We start from the raw sequence: 14,328 nt of genomic DNA on the forward strand, positions 1-14,328 counted from the left end.
TCAGTCCTGTGACCGGGCGAAGACGTAGCCGGCACCGCGTACGGTGATCAGCCGGCGCGGCTTGTTCGGGTCGTCCTCGATTTCCGCCCGGATCCGCGAGACATGCACGTCGATGGACCGGTCGAAGGAGGCCAGGTTCTCGCCCTTCAGCGCATTCATGATGGTGTCGCGGCTCAATACGCGGCCAGCCCTGTTGGCCAGGATTTCCAGCAGATTGAACTGGTGCGCCGTCAGATCGCAGACCCGGTCGCCGACGCGTGCCTCCATGGCATCCGGGTCGATTTCCAGGCGGCCGAAGCGCAGGATCCGGTGTGCCGGTTCGGTGATGCCGCGCCGGAGGACGGCCTTGAGCCGGGCGAGCAATTCCCTCGGTTCAAAGGGTTTGGGCAGGTAGTCGTCCGCCCCCAGTTCCAGGCCGATGATGCGATCCATCGGTTCGCCCTTGGCCGTCAGCATCACGATGGGCGTGGCGTTGTCCGCCCGTATCGTTCGGCAGAGATCAAGACCGTCGAAATCCGGCAACATAAGGTCAAGCAGGATGGCGTCGAACTGCCGTTGACGATGCAGGTCGAGGCCTTTCTGACCGGTTCCGGCAACGGTCACCTGAAAGCCGGACCCGCCGAGATAGTCCTGGACCATCGCGGCGAGCCGGGCGTCGTCTTCGATCAGGAGAATCTGCTGGGGCATGGGTCCTGTTTGTGTCAAGGCCTGAAGAAAGGCTGTTCAATCGGGACCGATTGAACAGCCAAATGGCGGTGGCTTCAAATGTTTTGCTGTCCAGAGGCTGCCCCGTGATCGCATCGGCCAGCCGCGATGTGCCTAGTGACGGCGCCAACCGAAGCGCTTGCCGCGAAACGCCTCGATCCTTTCATCCAGTGTGGCGCGCTGCTCCGGCGTCAGGACTTCGGCGACATCGATCATCACGCTGGTCAGTCTCCGGCTGACTTCGTCCGCCAGCGCGAGTTTTTCCGCGCGCAAGGCCTCGACGGCAGACCGGTCGACATTTTCCGCAAGGATCAGTTCGTGCAGATCCTTGCCGGTCGACGCGAGATCCTTTTGCACGGCCTTCATCTCGATGGCCGCAGGCGTCAGGATGGCGACGATCTGGTCGATCTGCTCCGGCGTTGCATCAATTTCGATCGCGACATGCTGTACGAAGCGCGACACCCGCTTTTCGATGTCTTCATCGCTCATGTCCTGAAACTTGCCGCCACGACGCCAGCCGACAAATTCAAGACCGGAGCCGTCCGAGGCAGTGACGGCGCTTTGTGCCTTCAGGATCCCAGAGGCTGGGCCGGTCACCTGCGGGGCGCCGTTTACGGTCAGAACGCTGCCGGCCAGGATCCCCGTGCTGACAATGCAGGCGGTGGCGAGACGGCTGAATTTGCTGTTGTTGGATTTCAAGCGCTTGTTCTCCAGTTTGTGCAACATGTCCTGTCTCCTCGGTTGTTTGCGACAACCTGCACCAAGGAAGGCAGAAGTCGCGGAAGGGAGACCGGATCGTCGCAGGGGGCCGAATTCCGGTCTCGGAACGAAACCTCACGGCCGGAGGTTGCGGGGGCCAATCTCTCTGAGCGTGACAAGCTGGTCCGCCGTGAGAAATTCGGCGAGCTCGGCCTCGAGCACATCGCGGTTCTGGTCCAGCTCGCCTTTCATGGCCCGCCGGGTTCGATAGGACGGACGCCCGCCATCCGGGTCGATGCCGTGTTTGGCCATCAGGGCTTTGGTCTTTGCGATATGGGCCTCGAAAACTCGCGTGAAGGCGACTTCCTGGTCTGCGGACAATTCGAGCGCGGCGGCCATTTCCTTCACGGGCGGCGGTGTCATGCGCGGCTGCGCGAGGACGGCTGTCGGTGCGAATGCCAGACCGAGCGCCAGAAGGCTTCCGGCGATCAGCCGGCGCGTTCTGGTCGGCTGGGTATTGCGTGACATGGATTTCTTCCTTGTGTTGGGTCGCCGGGCATCCGCCAGGGCCGGCGACGGGTTGGGGAAAGTGCCCCTTTCTGCAAGGAAGAGATAAGCTGTCTCGTTTTCTGGCGTTCTTCTTCTATGTAAAGAATTGTAAAGCGCGGAGCCGTGCGCGGGAGGGGGCCATCGGAGCATGCGCTGCTACAGTCGCACCGCATTCTCTGTGAACTGTACTTCGTGGCGAAATCCCGGCTGTTTGTCGCGGAATGTAACCGACCGGTTGCAGGCTCCCGGTCAGCGTCATATGTGAAAGTGCCCGAAGACGAGGAAGCGGCAATGCATGGACCGGATCTCCCATCAAGGCGGCGATAGAGGCAGGGCATGAGCGCGGACAAGAAAAGACAGAAGCTGATTTCCGCGGAACTGAAGCGTGTCGACGGCGCAGCGCCTGAAACCCAACCCGTCCTCGACAAGCACCAGAAGATGGCAGGTTCGCCGTTTCAGTTCCTGCGTGGCTCGGCGCAGATCTTCTATGCGGACCTTGCGGCCGGCAGCCTGAAACTGCCCGAACAGCTTCTTCAGGCACCGTTGACGCGGATTGTCGGCGACTGTCACCTGGCCAATTTCGGCTTCCTGACAGAGGAAGGCAGCTATGGCGACACGGTGATCTGGGCTCCCAACGATTATGACGACGCCGCCGAGGGCCATGCAGCATTTGATCTGGCGCGCTTTTGTGTGTCCCTGTTCCTGGTTGCGGATTACCTGGAAGGCCTCGGGGCTGGCCGCTATCGCAGTGCGGAGGTTTTCAAGGTTCAGAAACCGCCACGGAAGAAGGACGCCACCAGGGCGGCCGAAGGCTTTCTGAAGTGCTATCGCAAGGCCTTGAAAAAGACCGCATTGGATCCGGAGAAGCGGGACAAGGCGGTCAAAAGGTTCGACAAGGATCACTTTCTGAGAAAGCCGCTGGACAAGGCGAAGGCACGGGCTCCGGGCGGCAAGCATTTCGAAAAGAAATCCTCGGTCGCCAAGCTGGCTGTGCGGACAAGAGGCGGCTTCAGGTTCGATCCCGAAAACAGCAAGCTTGCCCCGGTTGAACCTGCCCTGGCTGATGAACTGGAAGACGTGTTCCGTCCATATCTGGACGATGCGGTCCTCGACGTGTCTCGCCGCCTTGGTGCCGGGACAGGTTCGCTGAGCGTCGAGCGCTACTATTTTCTGGTCGGCCCGGCCGGGGAGACGGATGGCGAAGCGTTTCGGGAGACCCATGTGGTGGAAATCAAGCAGCAGCGCGAAGCTGCGCTGGTCCACCATTTTGCAAACCTGTCGCCTGTCAACCGGATGAACCCGGCGCACCTGACGGTCGATTGCCAGCGCCGCATGATGCGCCGCCCCGACCTGGTGCTGGATGAAGCGGTCTGGAACGGTGTGCACTGGCTGGTGCGCTCACGCCATCACGCCAGGTTGACAGTCGACCCGGAAGATTTGCTGGAAGCCGACAGGCCTGCAATGGCCTTGAAGGATTACGCCAAGGCCTGCGGCGTGGCGCTGGCCCGCACGCATTCCCGCGGCGACCGCCGGTCGGTGCGTTTTGAACGCGTCATGGCCGACGCACTTGCGGACAAGGCCGAAGATCTGGTCGATGCCGCCCGCGAATATGCCGATCAGGTGGTGTCCGACCATTCCCGCCTGTGCGAGATGATCAGGAAAGACGGAGACGAACATGCAGCATGAGGCGGGTCTGCCCGCGGTCCTGGCCGGTCCGATTTTGCGCAAGGTCACCTCGGACCGCGTCACGATCTGGATGGCGGTGAGGGCGCCTGCAAGGGTCAGGTTGGAATTGCAGCCGGAAGCTGGGCCTGCCAAAGAATATGTGCTGGAACCGGGGACAGAGGAACTGGCGTGTCTCAGCGCTGGCGCGTCTCTCCACTATCTCCTGATCGATGTCGCCGTTGAGACACCGCTGCCACCGGAAACCTGGATCAGCTACAGGCTGAACCTGATGTTCGAGGATGACTCGGAAGCTGGATGGCAGGACCATACGGTCTGGGCCCCCGACCTCACCTATTCCGGTGCAGAGAGGCCCGGCTTCATGGTGCCGCTGCGCATCAAGTCGTTGCTGCACGGATCCTGCCGCAAGCCGCATGCCAAGGCGCGTGACGGGTTGGTGGCGGCCGACCGGCATCTGGCGGACCGGCTGCCGGGCCGGGACACGCCGGGGATCAACGAGGAGGGCTGGCCCTCGCTGCTGGTGATGAGCGGTGACCAGGTCTATGTGGATGATGTCGCCGGACCCATGGTGCAGGCCCTCGGCGAAACCTGCGAGAGGCTCGGCTTGCGCGATGAAACGCTGGCCGGGCTCGAAACCGATCTGCCGGCCTCCGGGCATGCCCTGCACGCAGTGGGTGACATGCTGTACCGCCGTGACCGGCTTCTGCCGAAAATCGACCAGAATGCAAAAGTGTTCGACGTGCTCTTCGGCGGCACCGCCAAACCGATCTTCACCTCCCAGCATGCCCGCAACCACCTGATCACACTGGCCGAAATGCTGGCCATGTATCTGCTGGTCTGGTCGCCGGCCCTCTGGTCGGACATGCCCGAATTCCAGATGCCGGACGGCTTGAGCGAAGACGAGCAGGCCATGTATGCGCAGGAGACGGAGGCGCTGAAGACGTTTGTCGAGGACCTGCCCGCCGCCAGGCGCCTGATGGCGCATCTGCCGACGGCGATGATCTTTGACGATCACGACGTTACCGACGACTGGAACCTGTCGCTGGCCTGGGAGCAGGCCGCCTATGGTCATCCGCTTGCCAAGAGGGTGATCGGCAACGCCATCCTGGCCTATGCGGTCAACCAGGGCTGGGGCAATCGGCCGGAGAGTTTCCGGGCTGATCTGGAAGCACCTGTCCGCGACGCGCTGGAGGCACCGGGTACCGACCGCCACGATGCAGCCATCGACGCGATTCTGGCCTTCGAGGCCTGGGATTTCCAGTGGCCGACGGACCCGCCCTTGATCGTGCTCGATACGCGCACCCGCCGCTGGCGCTCGGAGCGCAATTCTCATTACCCTTCAGGGCTGCTCGACTGGGAGGCGGCAACGGATCTGCAGGCGCAGCTGCGCGGCAAGGACGCTGTTCTGCTGGTGTCGGCTGCACCGATCTTCGGCGTCAAGCTGATCGAGGCAATCCAGAAGTTCTTTACCGTCATCGGCAAGCCGCTGATGGTCGACGCGGAATACTGGATGGCGCATCCGGGGACGGCCGGGGCAATCCTGAATGTCTTCCGTCACCGCAACACGCCACGTCACTTCGTGATCCTTTCTGGCGATGTGCACTATTCCTTCGTCTATGACGTTGAACTGCGCCACGGGCAGCCGGATCTGAGCGGTGAACTCGCGAACGGCCCCGAGATCTGGCAGGTCTGCAGTTCCGGCATCAAGAACACCTGGCCGGAAAAACTGATCCGGACACTCGATTTCGGCAACCGCTGGGCCTTTGCGCCACGCTCGCCGCTCAACTGGTTCACCAAGCGCCGCGGCATGAAGGTCATTCCACGCAAACCTGTCGGTACGCCCCACGGACAGCGCATCTTGAATGCGTCCGGGATCGGGCTTGTGGAACTGGATGAAACCGGTGCCCCGACACGCATCTGCCAGCTGACGGCAGAGGGCAAGACGGTTCCCTTCGAACGCCGGGAACTGGAGGCGCGGCTGGACTGATATCGCTGTGGCTCCGGCACCATCTCAAACTGTCATCATTTGCCGATATCCTGAAGATCAGACAGGTCAGTCCGGTCTCCATTGAAAATTTTCGGCTGTCACATGGCCGTAACACCGTCTCTGTAAAACGCGCATTGCACACGTGTGCAAACGTCCTACCCGCGCCTGGATCCCGTTGAAGGAGAGGGCGCTGAACAGACAGCAGGCGAGACCAGATGACCACTCTTCTTTCCAAACTGCGCCAGTCCACGGCAGCTGCCGTTCTGGCTCTGACAGCTGCGACCGTTGCCGGCGAAGCCGTCGCAAAAGACCTGACCATCACCGTTTGGGCCGGCGGCTCCAACGACAGCGATCACTACCGCATCGACGCCATCGCCATGGCGGCCGACATGCTCGAGCGCGAATACGAGCTGGCCGGTGAAGAGCTGAACATCACCGTGGAAGGCAAACGCGATTTTGCCGGCTGGGCCGAGTTCAAGCAGGCCGTTACCCTGGCCGCCGAAGCCGGCACGGCACCGAACATTGTTGTCACCAGCCACCTCGATATTGCACCGTGGAGCTCTGCCGGTCTGATCGTGCCGGTCGAGGACTATGTCGATCTCGACGCCTGGCCTCTCAACAACCTCTACGAAAACCTCGTTGAGATCACGTCCTACAACGGTCAGGTCGTCGGCCTGCCGCAGGACGCGGAAAGCCGTCCGTTCTTCTTCTGGAAAGACACCATGAAGAAGATCGGTTATTCCGACGAAGAGATCGACGCGCTGCCGGCCAAGGTTGCAGCGGGTGAATACACGCTCGCCAACGTTCTGGAAGACGCCAAGAAGGCCGTCGACATGGAACTGGTGGAACAGGGCTACGGCTTCTATCCGCGCGTTTCCAACGGCCCGGACTATGCCCAGTTCTACCAGTCTTTCGGTGGTGAACTGATCGACAGCGAGACCGGCAAGCTGGTTCTCGACAAAAAGGCCATGACCGATTTCTACCAGTTCTTCGTCGATGCCGTTGAAGCCGGCGTCACCCGCAAGAACCACATCGGCACGGACTGGGCCCAGTGGTATTCCGAAGTGGCTTCCGGCAAGGCGGCTCTGTGGCATGGTGGCACCTGGCACTATGCCCGTTACACCGGCAAGGAAGGCCTGGACGATTTCTTCGGCAACATCCAGTTCACGCTGATCCCGGCCGGCAATGAAAACGGCCGTGCCAACACCATCACGCACCCGCTGGCCTATCTCCTGACCCAGCAGCAGGATGAAGAAGCCGTCGAGATCGCTGCCCAGCTGATCAAGATCGCTTCCGAGCCGCGCATCAACTCCCTGCATGCGATCAAGTCGGCCCACCTTGGCATTTCCAGGGAACAGTCGAACATCGAGTTCTATGCAAACGACCGTTGGGCGGCCGAAGCCACCGAGCGCCTGCTGCCGCATGCCAACGCCCAGCCGAACCATATCAAGTACGGCCAGTTCTCCGAACTGATGTTCAAGGGCCTGGAAACCGCCTGGACCGGTACCAAGACCCCTGCGGAAGCCGTGGCTGAAGTGGAAGCTGAGATGAAAGCGACTCTCGGCGACGACCTGATCGTTCGCTAAGCGGACCACCTTGGCCGGACAGCGCTCACTCCCTAGCTGTCCGGCCATTTTCTTTCCAAGAGGCAAATGATGCGGCGCGCAGACTTGTTCGGCCTGTGTTTCATGGCACCGGCGCTGATCCTTTCCATCCTGTTTTTCCTGATGCCGGTGATCCTGACCGGGGTGTTTTCCTTCACCTCCATGAGCACCGCCACCGGCATCACCGGTGGCGCTTACGAGGTCACGCCCGAGATGGTGCGGGATCTGAAGCAGTCCGGATTTGACGAAAAAGCAGTCAATCGGCTCGAGGCCGACCTCTTCAAGATTGACGACGCCGGACTGGCGGCCGTTGAAAGGGACTATGGCAAGGCTTTTGCGAGCGAAATCGCCAAGGCCTATTCCGGCAGGACTTATGATGGCCGCCGCAGCCTGGAGCGGGACCTGAAAAAGCTGAAATCCCGCCCGCGCTCGACCCGCGACCTGAAAAAGGCCGCCGATCTCTTCAAACGCTCGCTGCTCAACACCCGCTTTGACAGTGAAACGGTGTTTCTTGAGAACCTGGATGAGTTGGGCCTGTCCTTGAGCCCGGAACAACGCGCGGAAATCACACGCGAAGCCTATACGGGCTGGGTTTGGACCAACGAGAATTACGACAGGATGGCGTCGCTGCCGTCGACATACCGCGCCGCCACCAACACGGCGATCTATGTCGGCTTCACCCTGGCCTTCAACATCGGCTTTGGGCTTTTCCTGGCGATTGCGACTTTCTATCTGCCATCGGGACAGGCGGCCGCCTTCCGCACCATCTGGTTCCTGCCGCGCATTCTGCCACCGGTGCTTTATGTGCTGATGTGGAAGTGGCTCACCTGGGACACGGGCTTCCTGTCGACCCTTCTGAGTTTCTTTGGTGTGCCGGCACGCAACCTGATGCTCGACACCGCCTATCACGCCTGGATCGTGGTGATCCTGATCAACGGCTTTGTCGGGGCATCCATGGGCATGATCCTGTTCTCCAGTGCGATCCGGGCGATCCCGTCTTCCATGCTCTATGCCAGCGAGGTCGATGGCGCCAGCCGGATGCAGCAGGTCTGGTACATCATTCTGCCTCAGCTGCGCTGGCCGATCCTCTTCACGACCGCCTACCAGACGCTCTCGCTGCTGACTTCGTTTGAATACATCTATCTGTCGACCGACGGTGGGCCTGGCAGCGCGACAAGCGTCTGGGCGTTCTACGCTTTCTCGATCGCGCTCAACAATTATGGCGGCAATCTGGAATACGGCTATGGCGCAGCATTGGCCATGGTGCTGGTGGCGATCGGGATTATCGCTTCGCTGCTCTATCTCCGCCTGTTCGATTTCAAGACGATGATCAGCAAACCGCGGATCGAGAACTAGGAACCGCCATGAGCAACAATTTCAAGACCTGGCCGATCCTCCTGGCGCTTGGCCTGACATCGACGCCGCTGGTGATCATGTATGTCTACCTGGTTCTGGACACGGTCACGGTCAGTCCGGCCGGCTCGCTGATCCCGACCGACTTCTCCCTGGAGCACTGGCGTTTCCTGTGGGATGCGCCGGGCACGGGCCGGGCGTCTGTCTGGCCCGTCACACTCAACACGTTCATCTTCGCCTGCGCGTCAACGCTTCTGGTCCTGTCGGTGTCGCTGACGTCCGGTTATGCGCTTTCACGCCTCAACATGCCCTTTCGCGGCATGTTCCTGGCCGGCCTTATCATCCTGCACGCCTTCCCGACGATCACCCTGATCATCGCCATCTTCCTGATCCTGCAGATGATCGGCCTTTACGACACGCTTGTCGGGGTGATCCTGGTCAAGGCGGCGCTCGAGCTGCCGTTCGGCATCTGGATCATGAAAGGGTTCTACGACAACGTGCCCTGGGAGATCGAGATGGCCGGGCTTCAGGACGGTGCCAGCCGCTTCACCGTCTGGTGGAAGCTGGTGCTGCCGCAGGTCCAGCCCGGTCTGACCGCCCTCGGCATCTTTGCGTTTCTGTCCGGTTGGAGCGAGTTCCTCCTGCCCCAGATCCTGGCGCCCGGCGCCAATGCCCAGGTGCTTGGCGTTTACCTGCAGAACCTGATCATCGACGACGTCAAGCCGGACTTCAATCTCTTCAAGACGGTCGGCGTTTTCTATGCGCTGCCGGTCATTCTCATCTACCTGATCTTCAACAAGAAGCTCATGAACATCTATGGCGGAGGCACGAAGGGCTGATGCGTATTTCCATCGAAAACTTCACCAAGACCTTCGGCGACACCACCGTCATCAAGGACATGTCGCTGGAGATCAAGAGCGGCGAGATGATGGCCCTTCTCGGCCCGTCCGGCTGCGGCAAGTCGACAACACTGTTCGCGATTTGCGGCATTCACCGCATGAATGGTGGACGCCTGCTGTTTGGCGACAAGGACGTCACCACGCTCTCTTCCCAGAAGCGCAATGTCGGCGTCGTCTTCCAGAATTATGCGCTCTACCCGCATATGAATGTCTTCGACAACATTGCCTTCCCGCTGAAGGTGCGCAAGGACAGCCGCGCCGAGATCGAGCGGCAGGTCGAGGAGATCGCCGGGCTGGTGCATATCGGCGAACTCTTGAAGCGCAAGCCGGCCCAGCTTTCCGGCGGTCAGCAGCAGCGCGTCGCGCTTGCCCGGGCGCTGGTGCGCAAGCCGGACATTCTCCTGCTCGACGAGCCGCTTGCCAATCTCGATGCCAAGCTGCGTCTCGAGATGCGCTCCGAGATCCGCCGCATTCAGCTGGCGACCGGCATCACCGCCGTGCTGGTGACCCATGACCAGGTCGAGGCGATGTCCATGTGCGACCGGATCGCGATCATGGACAAGGGCAGGATCGTTCAGCTCTCCGCCCCGCGTGACATGTATGAAAACCCGGCATCCGATTTTGTCGCCGGTTTTCTCGGCAACCCGCCGATCGCCTTTCTGGAGGGCTCGGTCCAGGGCGAGACGTTCCGTCTGGCCAATTCAGAAATCACGCTTCCGGTGCCGTCCAGCATCCGGCTGCCGGACAATGGGGCGCCAATGCGCTTCGGCATCCGGCCCGAATTCTTCCAGCCCGGCAATGATCTGAAAGTGACGGGCAAGATCAGCTTTGTTGAAACGCAAGGCAGGGAAGAGCTTTACGACGTGACGCTGGAAAACGGTGCCGTGCTGCGGTCGATCCAATCCCAGGGCGGCGGTTTTCAGATGGGGGAGGAGGTCACCTGGGGCATTGCACAGGATCGCATCCTTGCCTTCGGTCCGGATGGCGCCCGGCTTTGATGGTGTTTGCATGACCAGGGCACCATCGGACCGAGACTGGGTCAAGGCACATGAGGGACCGCCCCTTTCCATCGCCCACCGTGGGGCGAGCGCCTATGCGTTTGACAACACCTTGCGGGCTTTTCAAGTTGCCCATGAGCTTGGCGCTGACATGTGGGAAGTGGACGTTCGCCTGACGGCAGACGGGATCCCGGTTGCGTTCCACGACGCCGACCTCAAGAAGGCCTGCAATGTCAACCGACCGGTCTCGGAGCTCACCGCTCGCGAGCTGCAGGATCTCACGTCGGCCGCAGGGCGGTCTGTCCCGCTCTTTGTCGAAGTCGCCTCCTTGGCTGCGTCTCTTGGCGCCGGAATTTATCTGGATGCCAAGGAAGCGGATGCGGCCACAAAGGCGATCGACATCCTTCAAGGGCACGGGATTGCGAAATGCATCGTCGGGGCGAACACACCCGACTATTGTGCTGAGCTGCTGGAGCGCGGTTCTCCCTATCCGGTGTCGATCCTGGTCGGCCTGAACAGGGACCCTTTCGCAATCGCGGACGCGTGCGGGGCGGAGATCATCCATCCCTGTTGGGAGCGGGCTGGCGACCGGCCGGACAAGCTTCTGGACAAACTGTTTTTTGACGAGGCAGGCAAACGCGGACTGCCGGTGGTCACCTGGCATGAAGAGCGCCCCGAGGTTGTCGACGCCTTGGTTGGGTTGCCGGTCCTTGGTATCTGTTCCGACCAACCGGAAATGGTCAGCCGGTACCGGTCCCCGCGGCCAAACCATCCGGAAATCGTCTGCCATCGAGGCGCCTGCAAGATTGCGCCGGAAAATACGCTACCGGCAGCGACGGCGGCCTGGTCGGCCGGCTTCGACTATGTCGAGATCGATGTGCGCGAGACGTCCGATGGACATCTGGTGGTTCTGCACGACGGCGATTTGACCCGGACGACAAACCGAGCCGGTCCGGTCTCCAAAAAGACCTTGAAAGAGCTCCGCACCCTTGATGCGGGATCCTGGTTCGATGCGTTTTTTAAGGGGACCAGCCTCCCGTCGCTCGACGAGGTGACAGGTCTTGCCGCAAAAAGGGGCGGCAGGCTCTATGTCGAACTCAAGCAGGCGGATCCGATCCGCACGGCCGAGACTGTTCTGAAGCAGCTTGCACCGGAAAACGTCTTTTTCTGGTCCTGGAAACAGGATTGTCTTCGCGAGATCCGGTATGCCTTTCCGGAAGCGCGGTTGATGGCGCGGCCGGAAGATTTTGACAGCCTGCAGGACTGCCTCACCACCTTTGATGCGGACATCATCGAATTCAATGCGAAAAACGCAAACGCAGACGAAATCGTGAAGGTTCGCCGCGCCGGCCGCAAGGTTATGATTGCCTACATGGGACATGATCCGGAAGAGATCGACCGGTTGTTGCTGCTTGAACCGGACCTCTTTAACGTCAACGAACCGTTCCGGGTTGCGCGTCAGTTGGCAGCAAGGAAACCAGGGGCTTGACGACCCCAAGAAGGAAACAGGATGTCTGACGCCACTGGGCCCAAAAAAACAGTCAATTCATTTGACGTTGCCAGGCTGGCGGGAGTTTCAAGGTCTGCCGTGTCCCGGACCTTCACTGACGGGGCCAGCGTCTCCAAGGAAACGCGGGACAAGGTGATTGCTGCTGCGCGTGAACTTGGCTACCGCGTCAACGTACTGGCACGCTCGCTCCACAAGCAGAAATCGGATCTGGTCGGCGTGGTGGCCGCCGATCTCGACAATCCCTTCCGGGCCGAGCAGATCGATCTCCTGACACAGGGTCTTCTGGAGCGCGGTTTCCGGCCAATCCTGATCCGGGGAGAACCGTCTGCCGATGTCGCCGATCTGATCGGCTCGCTATTGCAATACAGCGTCGCAGGCGTGATCGTCACCTCCGATACGCCACCGGAATCGATCTGCCGGGAATGTCTCGACAACGGTGTGCCGCTTGTGGTCGTCAACAAACGGGACCCCGGTGCGCCGGTCGACCGGGTGGTCACGGCCTTCGAAGCTGGCGGCCGTATGGCCTATGACCACCTCGTGTTCTGCGGCTGCAAGAAGCTCGCGGTCGTGACGCCCGAAAACTCCTCCTATTCCATCAATGGCCGGGCACTGTCCTTTGAACAGGCCGCCAATGCTGGCGGTGTAGCGGTGACCCGGATCGCCTGCGGCACCCAGTCTTATGACGGTGGGCTTGCCGCGGCTGAGTTCGTCAACAGGGTGAAATCGGAGATAGACGGCATCTTTTGCACCGCGGATTATCTGGCACTCGGCGTTCTGGATGGCCTGCGCCATGAACATGGCCTGCGTGTGCCGGAGGACATTCAGGTCATCGGGTATGATGACATCGCTCAGGCGTCCTGGAAGGCCTACGATCTCACCACTATCCTGCAAAGCCGCAAGGCACTTTGCGAGATCACCCTGGATCTCTTGATGCAGCGACTGGAAAACCCCGACCTGCCGCAACAGATCCGTGAATGTGATATCAGCCTCGTGCAGCGTGGCACGACCCGAGGCAGATAGGGGAACGAACGCTCAAACCGTTCATACTCTCCTGATCTAAGCCGTCCCGGTGTGATCGCGTTACCGTCTTTTCGCGAGTCAGAAAAGCAGCTTCAAAATGGCTTCGATGGCCCGCGGCAGCAGCGAATAGAGCGTGTAGATCAAAGAGCCCCAAAGGACTGCAATCAACAGCAGGTTGTTGAAGGTCATGACCGGTCGACGCGCACGTTCGCGCTTGAGCCTGTCGGAGCTTCGGCGTTCGCGCCCGAACAGGACCACCAGAAAATAGCCAAAAAGACTGAGCCGAATATCTGCCGCGTGCTGGTGGTTCCCGCGACGCCGGACCGCATCCAGTATGGCGTCTTTCTGATAGTTGTTCAGATCGACGACAACTTCCGGATCAACGTCGTTCCAGAAACCGGTGGTTTCCTCGATATCGGGCTGTTTCAGCATATGGGTCTCCTGCGTCCCTAAACTTGCAAGGATCTATCTGGTTGCACTCAGGATCGGCGTTGTCCTGTCGACATGGATGTTGATCGTCGAGATGTCGGCAAAGGGCAGAACGATATCAAACGGGATGCCGACGGAAATCTTGATGTGATCAATTCCTGACGTGGTCACCTGTTCCGCCGTTACGGTGAGGGTGTCGGCGTCCACACCGGTCAGGTAGGCGCGCATTGCCTCGTTGATTTCGCTCGGCGTGGTTGACGCATCAATGTTGACCAGCCGGATGGCGCGGCCAAGTGCGTGGTGAACTTCGTTCCAGGTCTGAAGCGCCTGGCCAATCTCGACAATCGCGAGAAAGATCATCAGAAAGAACGGCAAAACGAGCGACAGTTCCACGGCTGTCGCACCGCTCCGGTCCTGGAGCAGTCGTCGCCGGACGCGCAGGCCTGACAGGCGCCTAACGGATCTGGACATGTGTCTCCGACTCCAGATTGAAGGGTGGAAGAAGAAAGCCCTTGTGCAGCTTGACCGCACTGATGTTGAGAAAGACCGAAGGCGGTTCCTTGGCCGAACACCAGTTCGCGCAATCAACAGCCAACCCGTCGCAGCTACAGGTTTTCTCCACCGCGATCGTGACTTTGTCCGGCTCGTTTGCCGAGGCCAGAATCAGGTTCGAGATATCGTTGGCCTCGTTGATGTTCGACATCACCGCCTGTGCGCCGACCCGGGTGCTGTGATCGAGATTGAGACCTTCTCGAACCGCCATGCCAATATCGAGCATCATCAGCAGGCCGAAGATCAGAAACGGAGCGACCAGGGCCATTTCCACCGCGGCAACCGCGCGCAGATCGGAGATCAGCAGGGACAGACTTGGGGGTAGGAGGTCCTTCATCGC

At 60.5% G+C, this 14,328-nt stretch carries 14 protein-coding genes; 8 read left to right on the forward strand and 6 right to left on the reverse strand.

What is annotated here, in order from left to right; genetic code table 11:
- From CHH27_RS22415 to CHH27_RS22425, 3 genes are all read right to left on the reverse strand, one after another.
- Positions 1-687, reverse strand: coding sequence for a response regulator (locus CHH27_RS22415; RefSeq protein WP_094073564.1), 687 nt, complete (start codon positions 685-687; stop codon positions 1-3).
- 132 nt (positions 688-819) lie between these two features.
- Positions 820-1,431 carry a Spy/CpxP family protein refolding chaperone gene (locus CHH27_RS22420; RefSeq protein ID WP_094073565.1) on the reverse strand — a complete coding sequence of 204 codons (612 nt, stop codon included), beginning with the start codon at positions 1,429-1,431 and terminating at the stop codon, positions 820-822.
- Positions 1,432-1,539: 108 nt separating this feature from the next.
- Positions 1,540-1,932, reverse strand: a complete 393-nt coding sequence (locus tag CHH27_RS22425; protein WP_094073566.1) for a hypothetical protein — start codon at positions 1,930-1,932, stop codon at positions 1,540-1,542.
- Positions 1,933-2,289: 357 nt separating this feature from the next.
- On the opposite strand from CHH27_RS22425, the gene CHH27_RS22430 reads away from it, so the two are divergent.
- From CHH27_RS22430 to CHH27_RS22465, 8 genes are all read left to right on the forward strand, one after another.
- A complete protein-coding gene (locus CHH27_RS22430) occupies positions 2,290-3,639 on the forward strand; it encodes a DUF2252 family protein (RefSeq protein WP_094073567.1) in 1,350 nt (449 codons plus the stop codon).
- On the forward strand, positions 3,629-5,623 hold the full coding sequence (locus CHH27_RS22435) for an alkaline phosphatase D family protein (protein WP_094073568.1): 1,995 nt from the start codon (positions 3,629-3,631) through the stop codon (positions 5,621-5,623). The genes CHH27_RS22430 and CHH27_RS22435 overlap by 11 nt, the downstream gene beginning before the upstream one ends.
- A gap of 215 nt (positions 5,624-5,838) precedes the next feature.
- Positions 5,839-7,209: an ABC transporter substrate-binding protein gene (locus CHH27_RS22440; RefSeq protein ID WP_094073569.1), complete on the forward strand. Its 1,371-nt coding sequence runs from the start codon at positions 5,839-5,841 to the stop codon at positions 7,207-7,209.
- A 69-nt stretch (positions 7,210-7,278) separates the two neighbouring features.
- Positions 7,279-8,583, forward strand: a complete 1,305-nt coding sequence (locus CHH27_RS22445) for a carbohydrate ABC transporter permease (protein ID WP_094074941.1) — start codon at positions 7,279-7,281, stop codon at positions 8,581-8,583.
- Positions 8,584-8,591: 8 nt separating this feature from the next.
- On the forward strand, positions 8,592-9,419 hold the full coding sequence (locus CHH27_RS22450) for a carbohydrate ABC transporter permease (RefSeq protein WP_094073570.1): 828 nt from the start codon (positions 8,592-8,594) through the stop codon (positions 9,417-9,419).
- On the forward strand, positions 9,419-10,477 hold the full coding sequence (locus CHH27_RS22455) for an ABC transporter ATP-binding protein (RefSeq protein WP_094073571.1): 1,059 nt from the start codon (positions 9,419-9,421) through the stop codon (positions 10,475-10,477). Before CHH27_RS22450 ends, CHH27_RS22455 begins: the two co-directional genes overlap by 1 nt.
- Before the next feature lie 10 nt (positions 10,478-10,487).
- On the forward strand, positions 10,488-11,966 hold the full coding sequence (locus tag CHH27_RS22460) for a glycerophosphodiester phosphodiesterase family protein (protein WP_198338269.1): 1,479 nt from the start codon (positions 10,488-10,490) through the stop codon (positions 11,964-11,966).
- Between the two features lie 21 nt (positions 11,967-11,987).
- Positions 11,988-13,007: a LacI family DNA-binding transcriptional regulator gene (locus CHH27_RS22465; protein WP_094073573.1), complete on the forward strand. Its 1,020-nt coding sequence runs from the start codon at positions 11,988-11,990 to the stop codon at positions 13,005-13,007.
- A 78-nt stretch (positions 13,008-13,085) separates the two neighbouring features.
- Here the strand turns inward: CHH27_RS22465 and CHH27_RS22470 are convergent, their stop codons facing one another.
- The 3 genes from CHH27_RS22470 to CHH27_RS22480 are packed head-to-tail and all read right to left on the reverse strand — an operon-like array spanning position 13,086 to position 14,325.
- Positions 13,086-13,439 (reverse strand): hypothetical protein, encoded by a 354-nt coding sequence (locus tag CHH27_RS22470; RefSeq protein ID WP_094073574.1) that lies wholly within the window; start codon positions 13,437-13,439, stop codon positions 13,086-13,088.
- A 33-nt stretch (positions 13,440-13,472) separates the two neighbouring features.
- Entirely contained in the window at positions 13,473-13,907 is a 435-nt protein-coding gene (locus CHH27_RS22475) for a TadE/TadG family type IV pilus assembly protein (protein ID WP_094073575.1), read from the reverse strand.
- Positions 13,891-14,325 (reverse strand): TadE/TadG family type IV pilus assembly protein, encoded by a 435-nt coding sequence (locus CHH27_RS22480; protein ID WP_157739049.1) that lies wholly within the window; start codon positions 14,323-14,325, stop codon positions 13,891-13,893. Before CHH27_RS22480 ends, CHH27_RS22475 begins: the two co-directional genes overlap by 17 nt.
- Positions 14,326-14,328: the final 3 nt, after the last annotated feature.

This window comes from Labrenzia sp. VG12 (assembly GCF_002237595.1).
In the GTDB taxonomy this organism is placed as follows: domain Bacteria; phylum Pseudomonadota; class Alphaproteobacteria; order Rhizobiales; family Stappiaceae; genus Roseibium.

Excerpts from the sequence above, each read along its gene's own strand:
- CHH27_RS22415 (WP_094073564.1), bottom strand. The coding sequence starts at position 687 with ATGCCCCAGCAGATTCTCCTGATCGAAGACGACGCCCGGCTCGCCGCG.
- CHH27_RS22420 (WP_094073565.1), bottom strand. The coding sequence starts at position 1,431 with ATGTTGCACAAACTGGAGAACAAGCGCTTGAAATCCAACAACAGCAAA.
- CHH27_RS22425 (WP_094073566.1), bottom strand. The coding sequence starts at position 1,932 with ATGTCACGCAATACCCAGCCGACCAGAACGCGCCGGCTGATCGCCGGA.
- CHH27_RS22430 (WP_094073567.1), top strand. The coding sequence starts at position 2,290 with ATGAGCGCGGACAAGAAAAGACAGAAGCTGATTTCCGCGGAACTGAAG.
- CHH27_RS22435 (WP_094073568.1), top strand. The coding sequence starts at position 3,629 with ATGCAGCATGAGGCGGGTCTGCCCGCGGTCCTGGCCGGTCCGATTTTG.
- CHH27_RS22440 (WP_094073569.1), top strand. The coding sequence starts at position 5,839 with ATGACCACTCTTCTTTCCAAACTGCGCCAGTCCACGGCAGCTGCCGTT.
- CHH27_RS22445 (WP_094074941.1), top strand. The coding sequence starts at position 7,279 with ATGCGGCGCGCAGACTTGTTCGGCCTGTGTTTCATGGCACCGGCGCTG.
- CHH27_RS22450 (WP_094073570.1), top strand. The coding sequence starts at position 8,592 with ATGAGCAACAATTTCAAGACCTGGCCGATCCTCCTGGCGCTTGGCCTG.
- CHH27_RS22455 (WP_094073571.1), top strand. The coding sequence starts at position 9,419 with ATGCGTATTTCCATCGAAAACTTCACCAAGACCTTCGGCGACACCACC.
- CHH27_RS22460 (WP_198338269.1), top strand. The coding sequence starts at position 10,488 with ATGACCAGGGCACCATCGGACCGAGACTGGGTCAAGGCACATGAGGGA.
- CHH27_RS22465 (WP_094073573.1), top strand. The coding sequence starts at position 11,988 with ATGTCTGACGCCACTGGGCCCAAAAAAACAGTCAATTCATTTGACGTT.
- CHH27_RS22470 (WP_094073574.1), bottom strand. The coding sequence starts at position 13,439 with ATGCTGAAACAGCCCGATATCGAGGAAACCACCGGTTTCTGGAACGAC.
- CHH27_RS22475 (WP_094073575.1), bottom strand. The coding sequence starts at position 13,907 with ATGTCCAGATCCGTTAGGCGCCTGTCAGGCCTGCGCGTCCGGCGACGA.
- CHH27_RS22480 (WP_157739049.1), bottom strand. The coding sequence starts at position 14,325 with ATGAAGGACCTCCTACCCCCAAGTCTGTCCCTGCTGATCTCCGATCTG.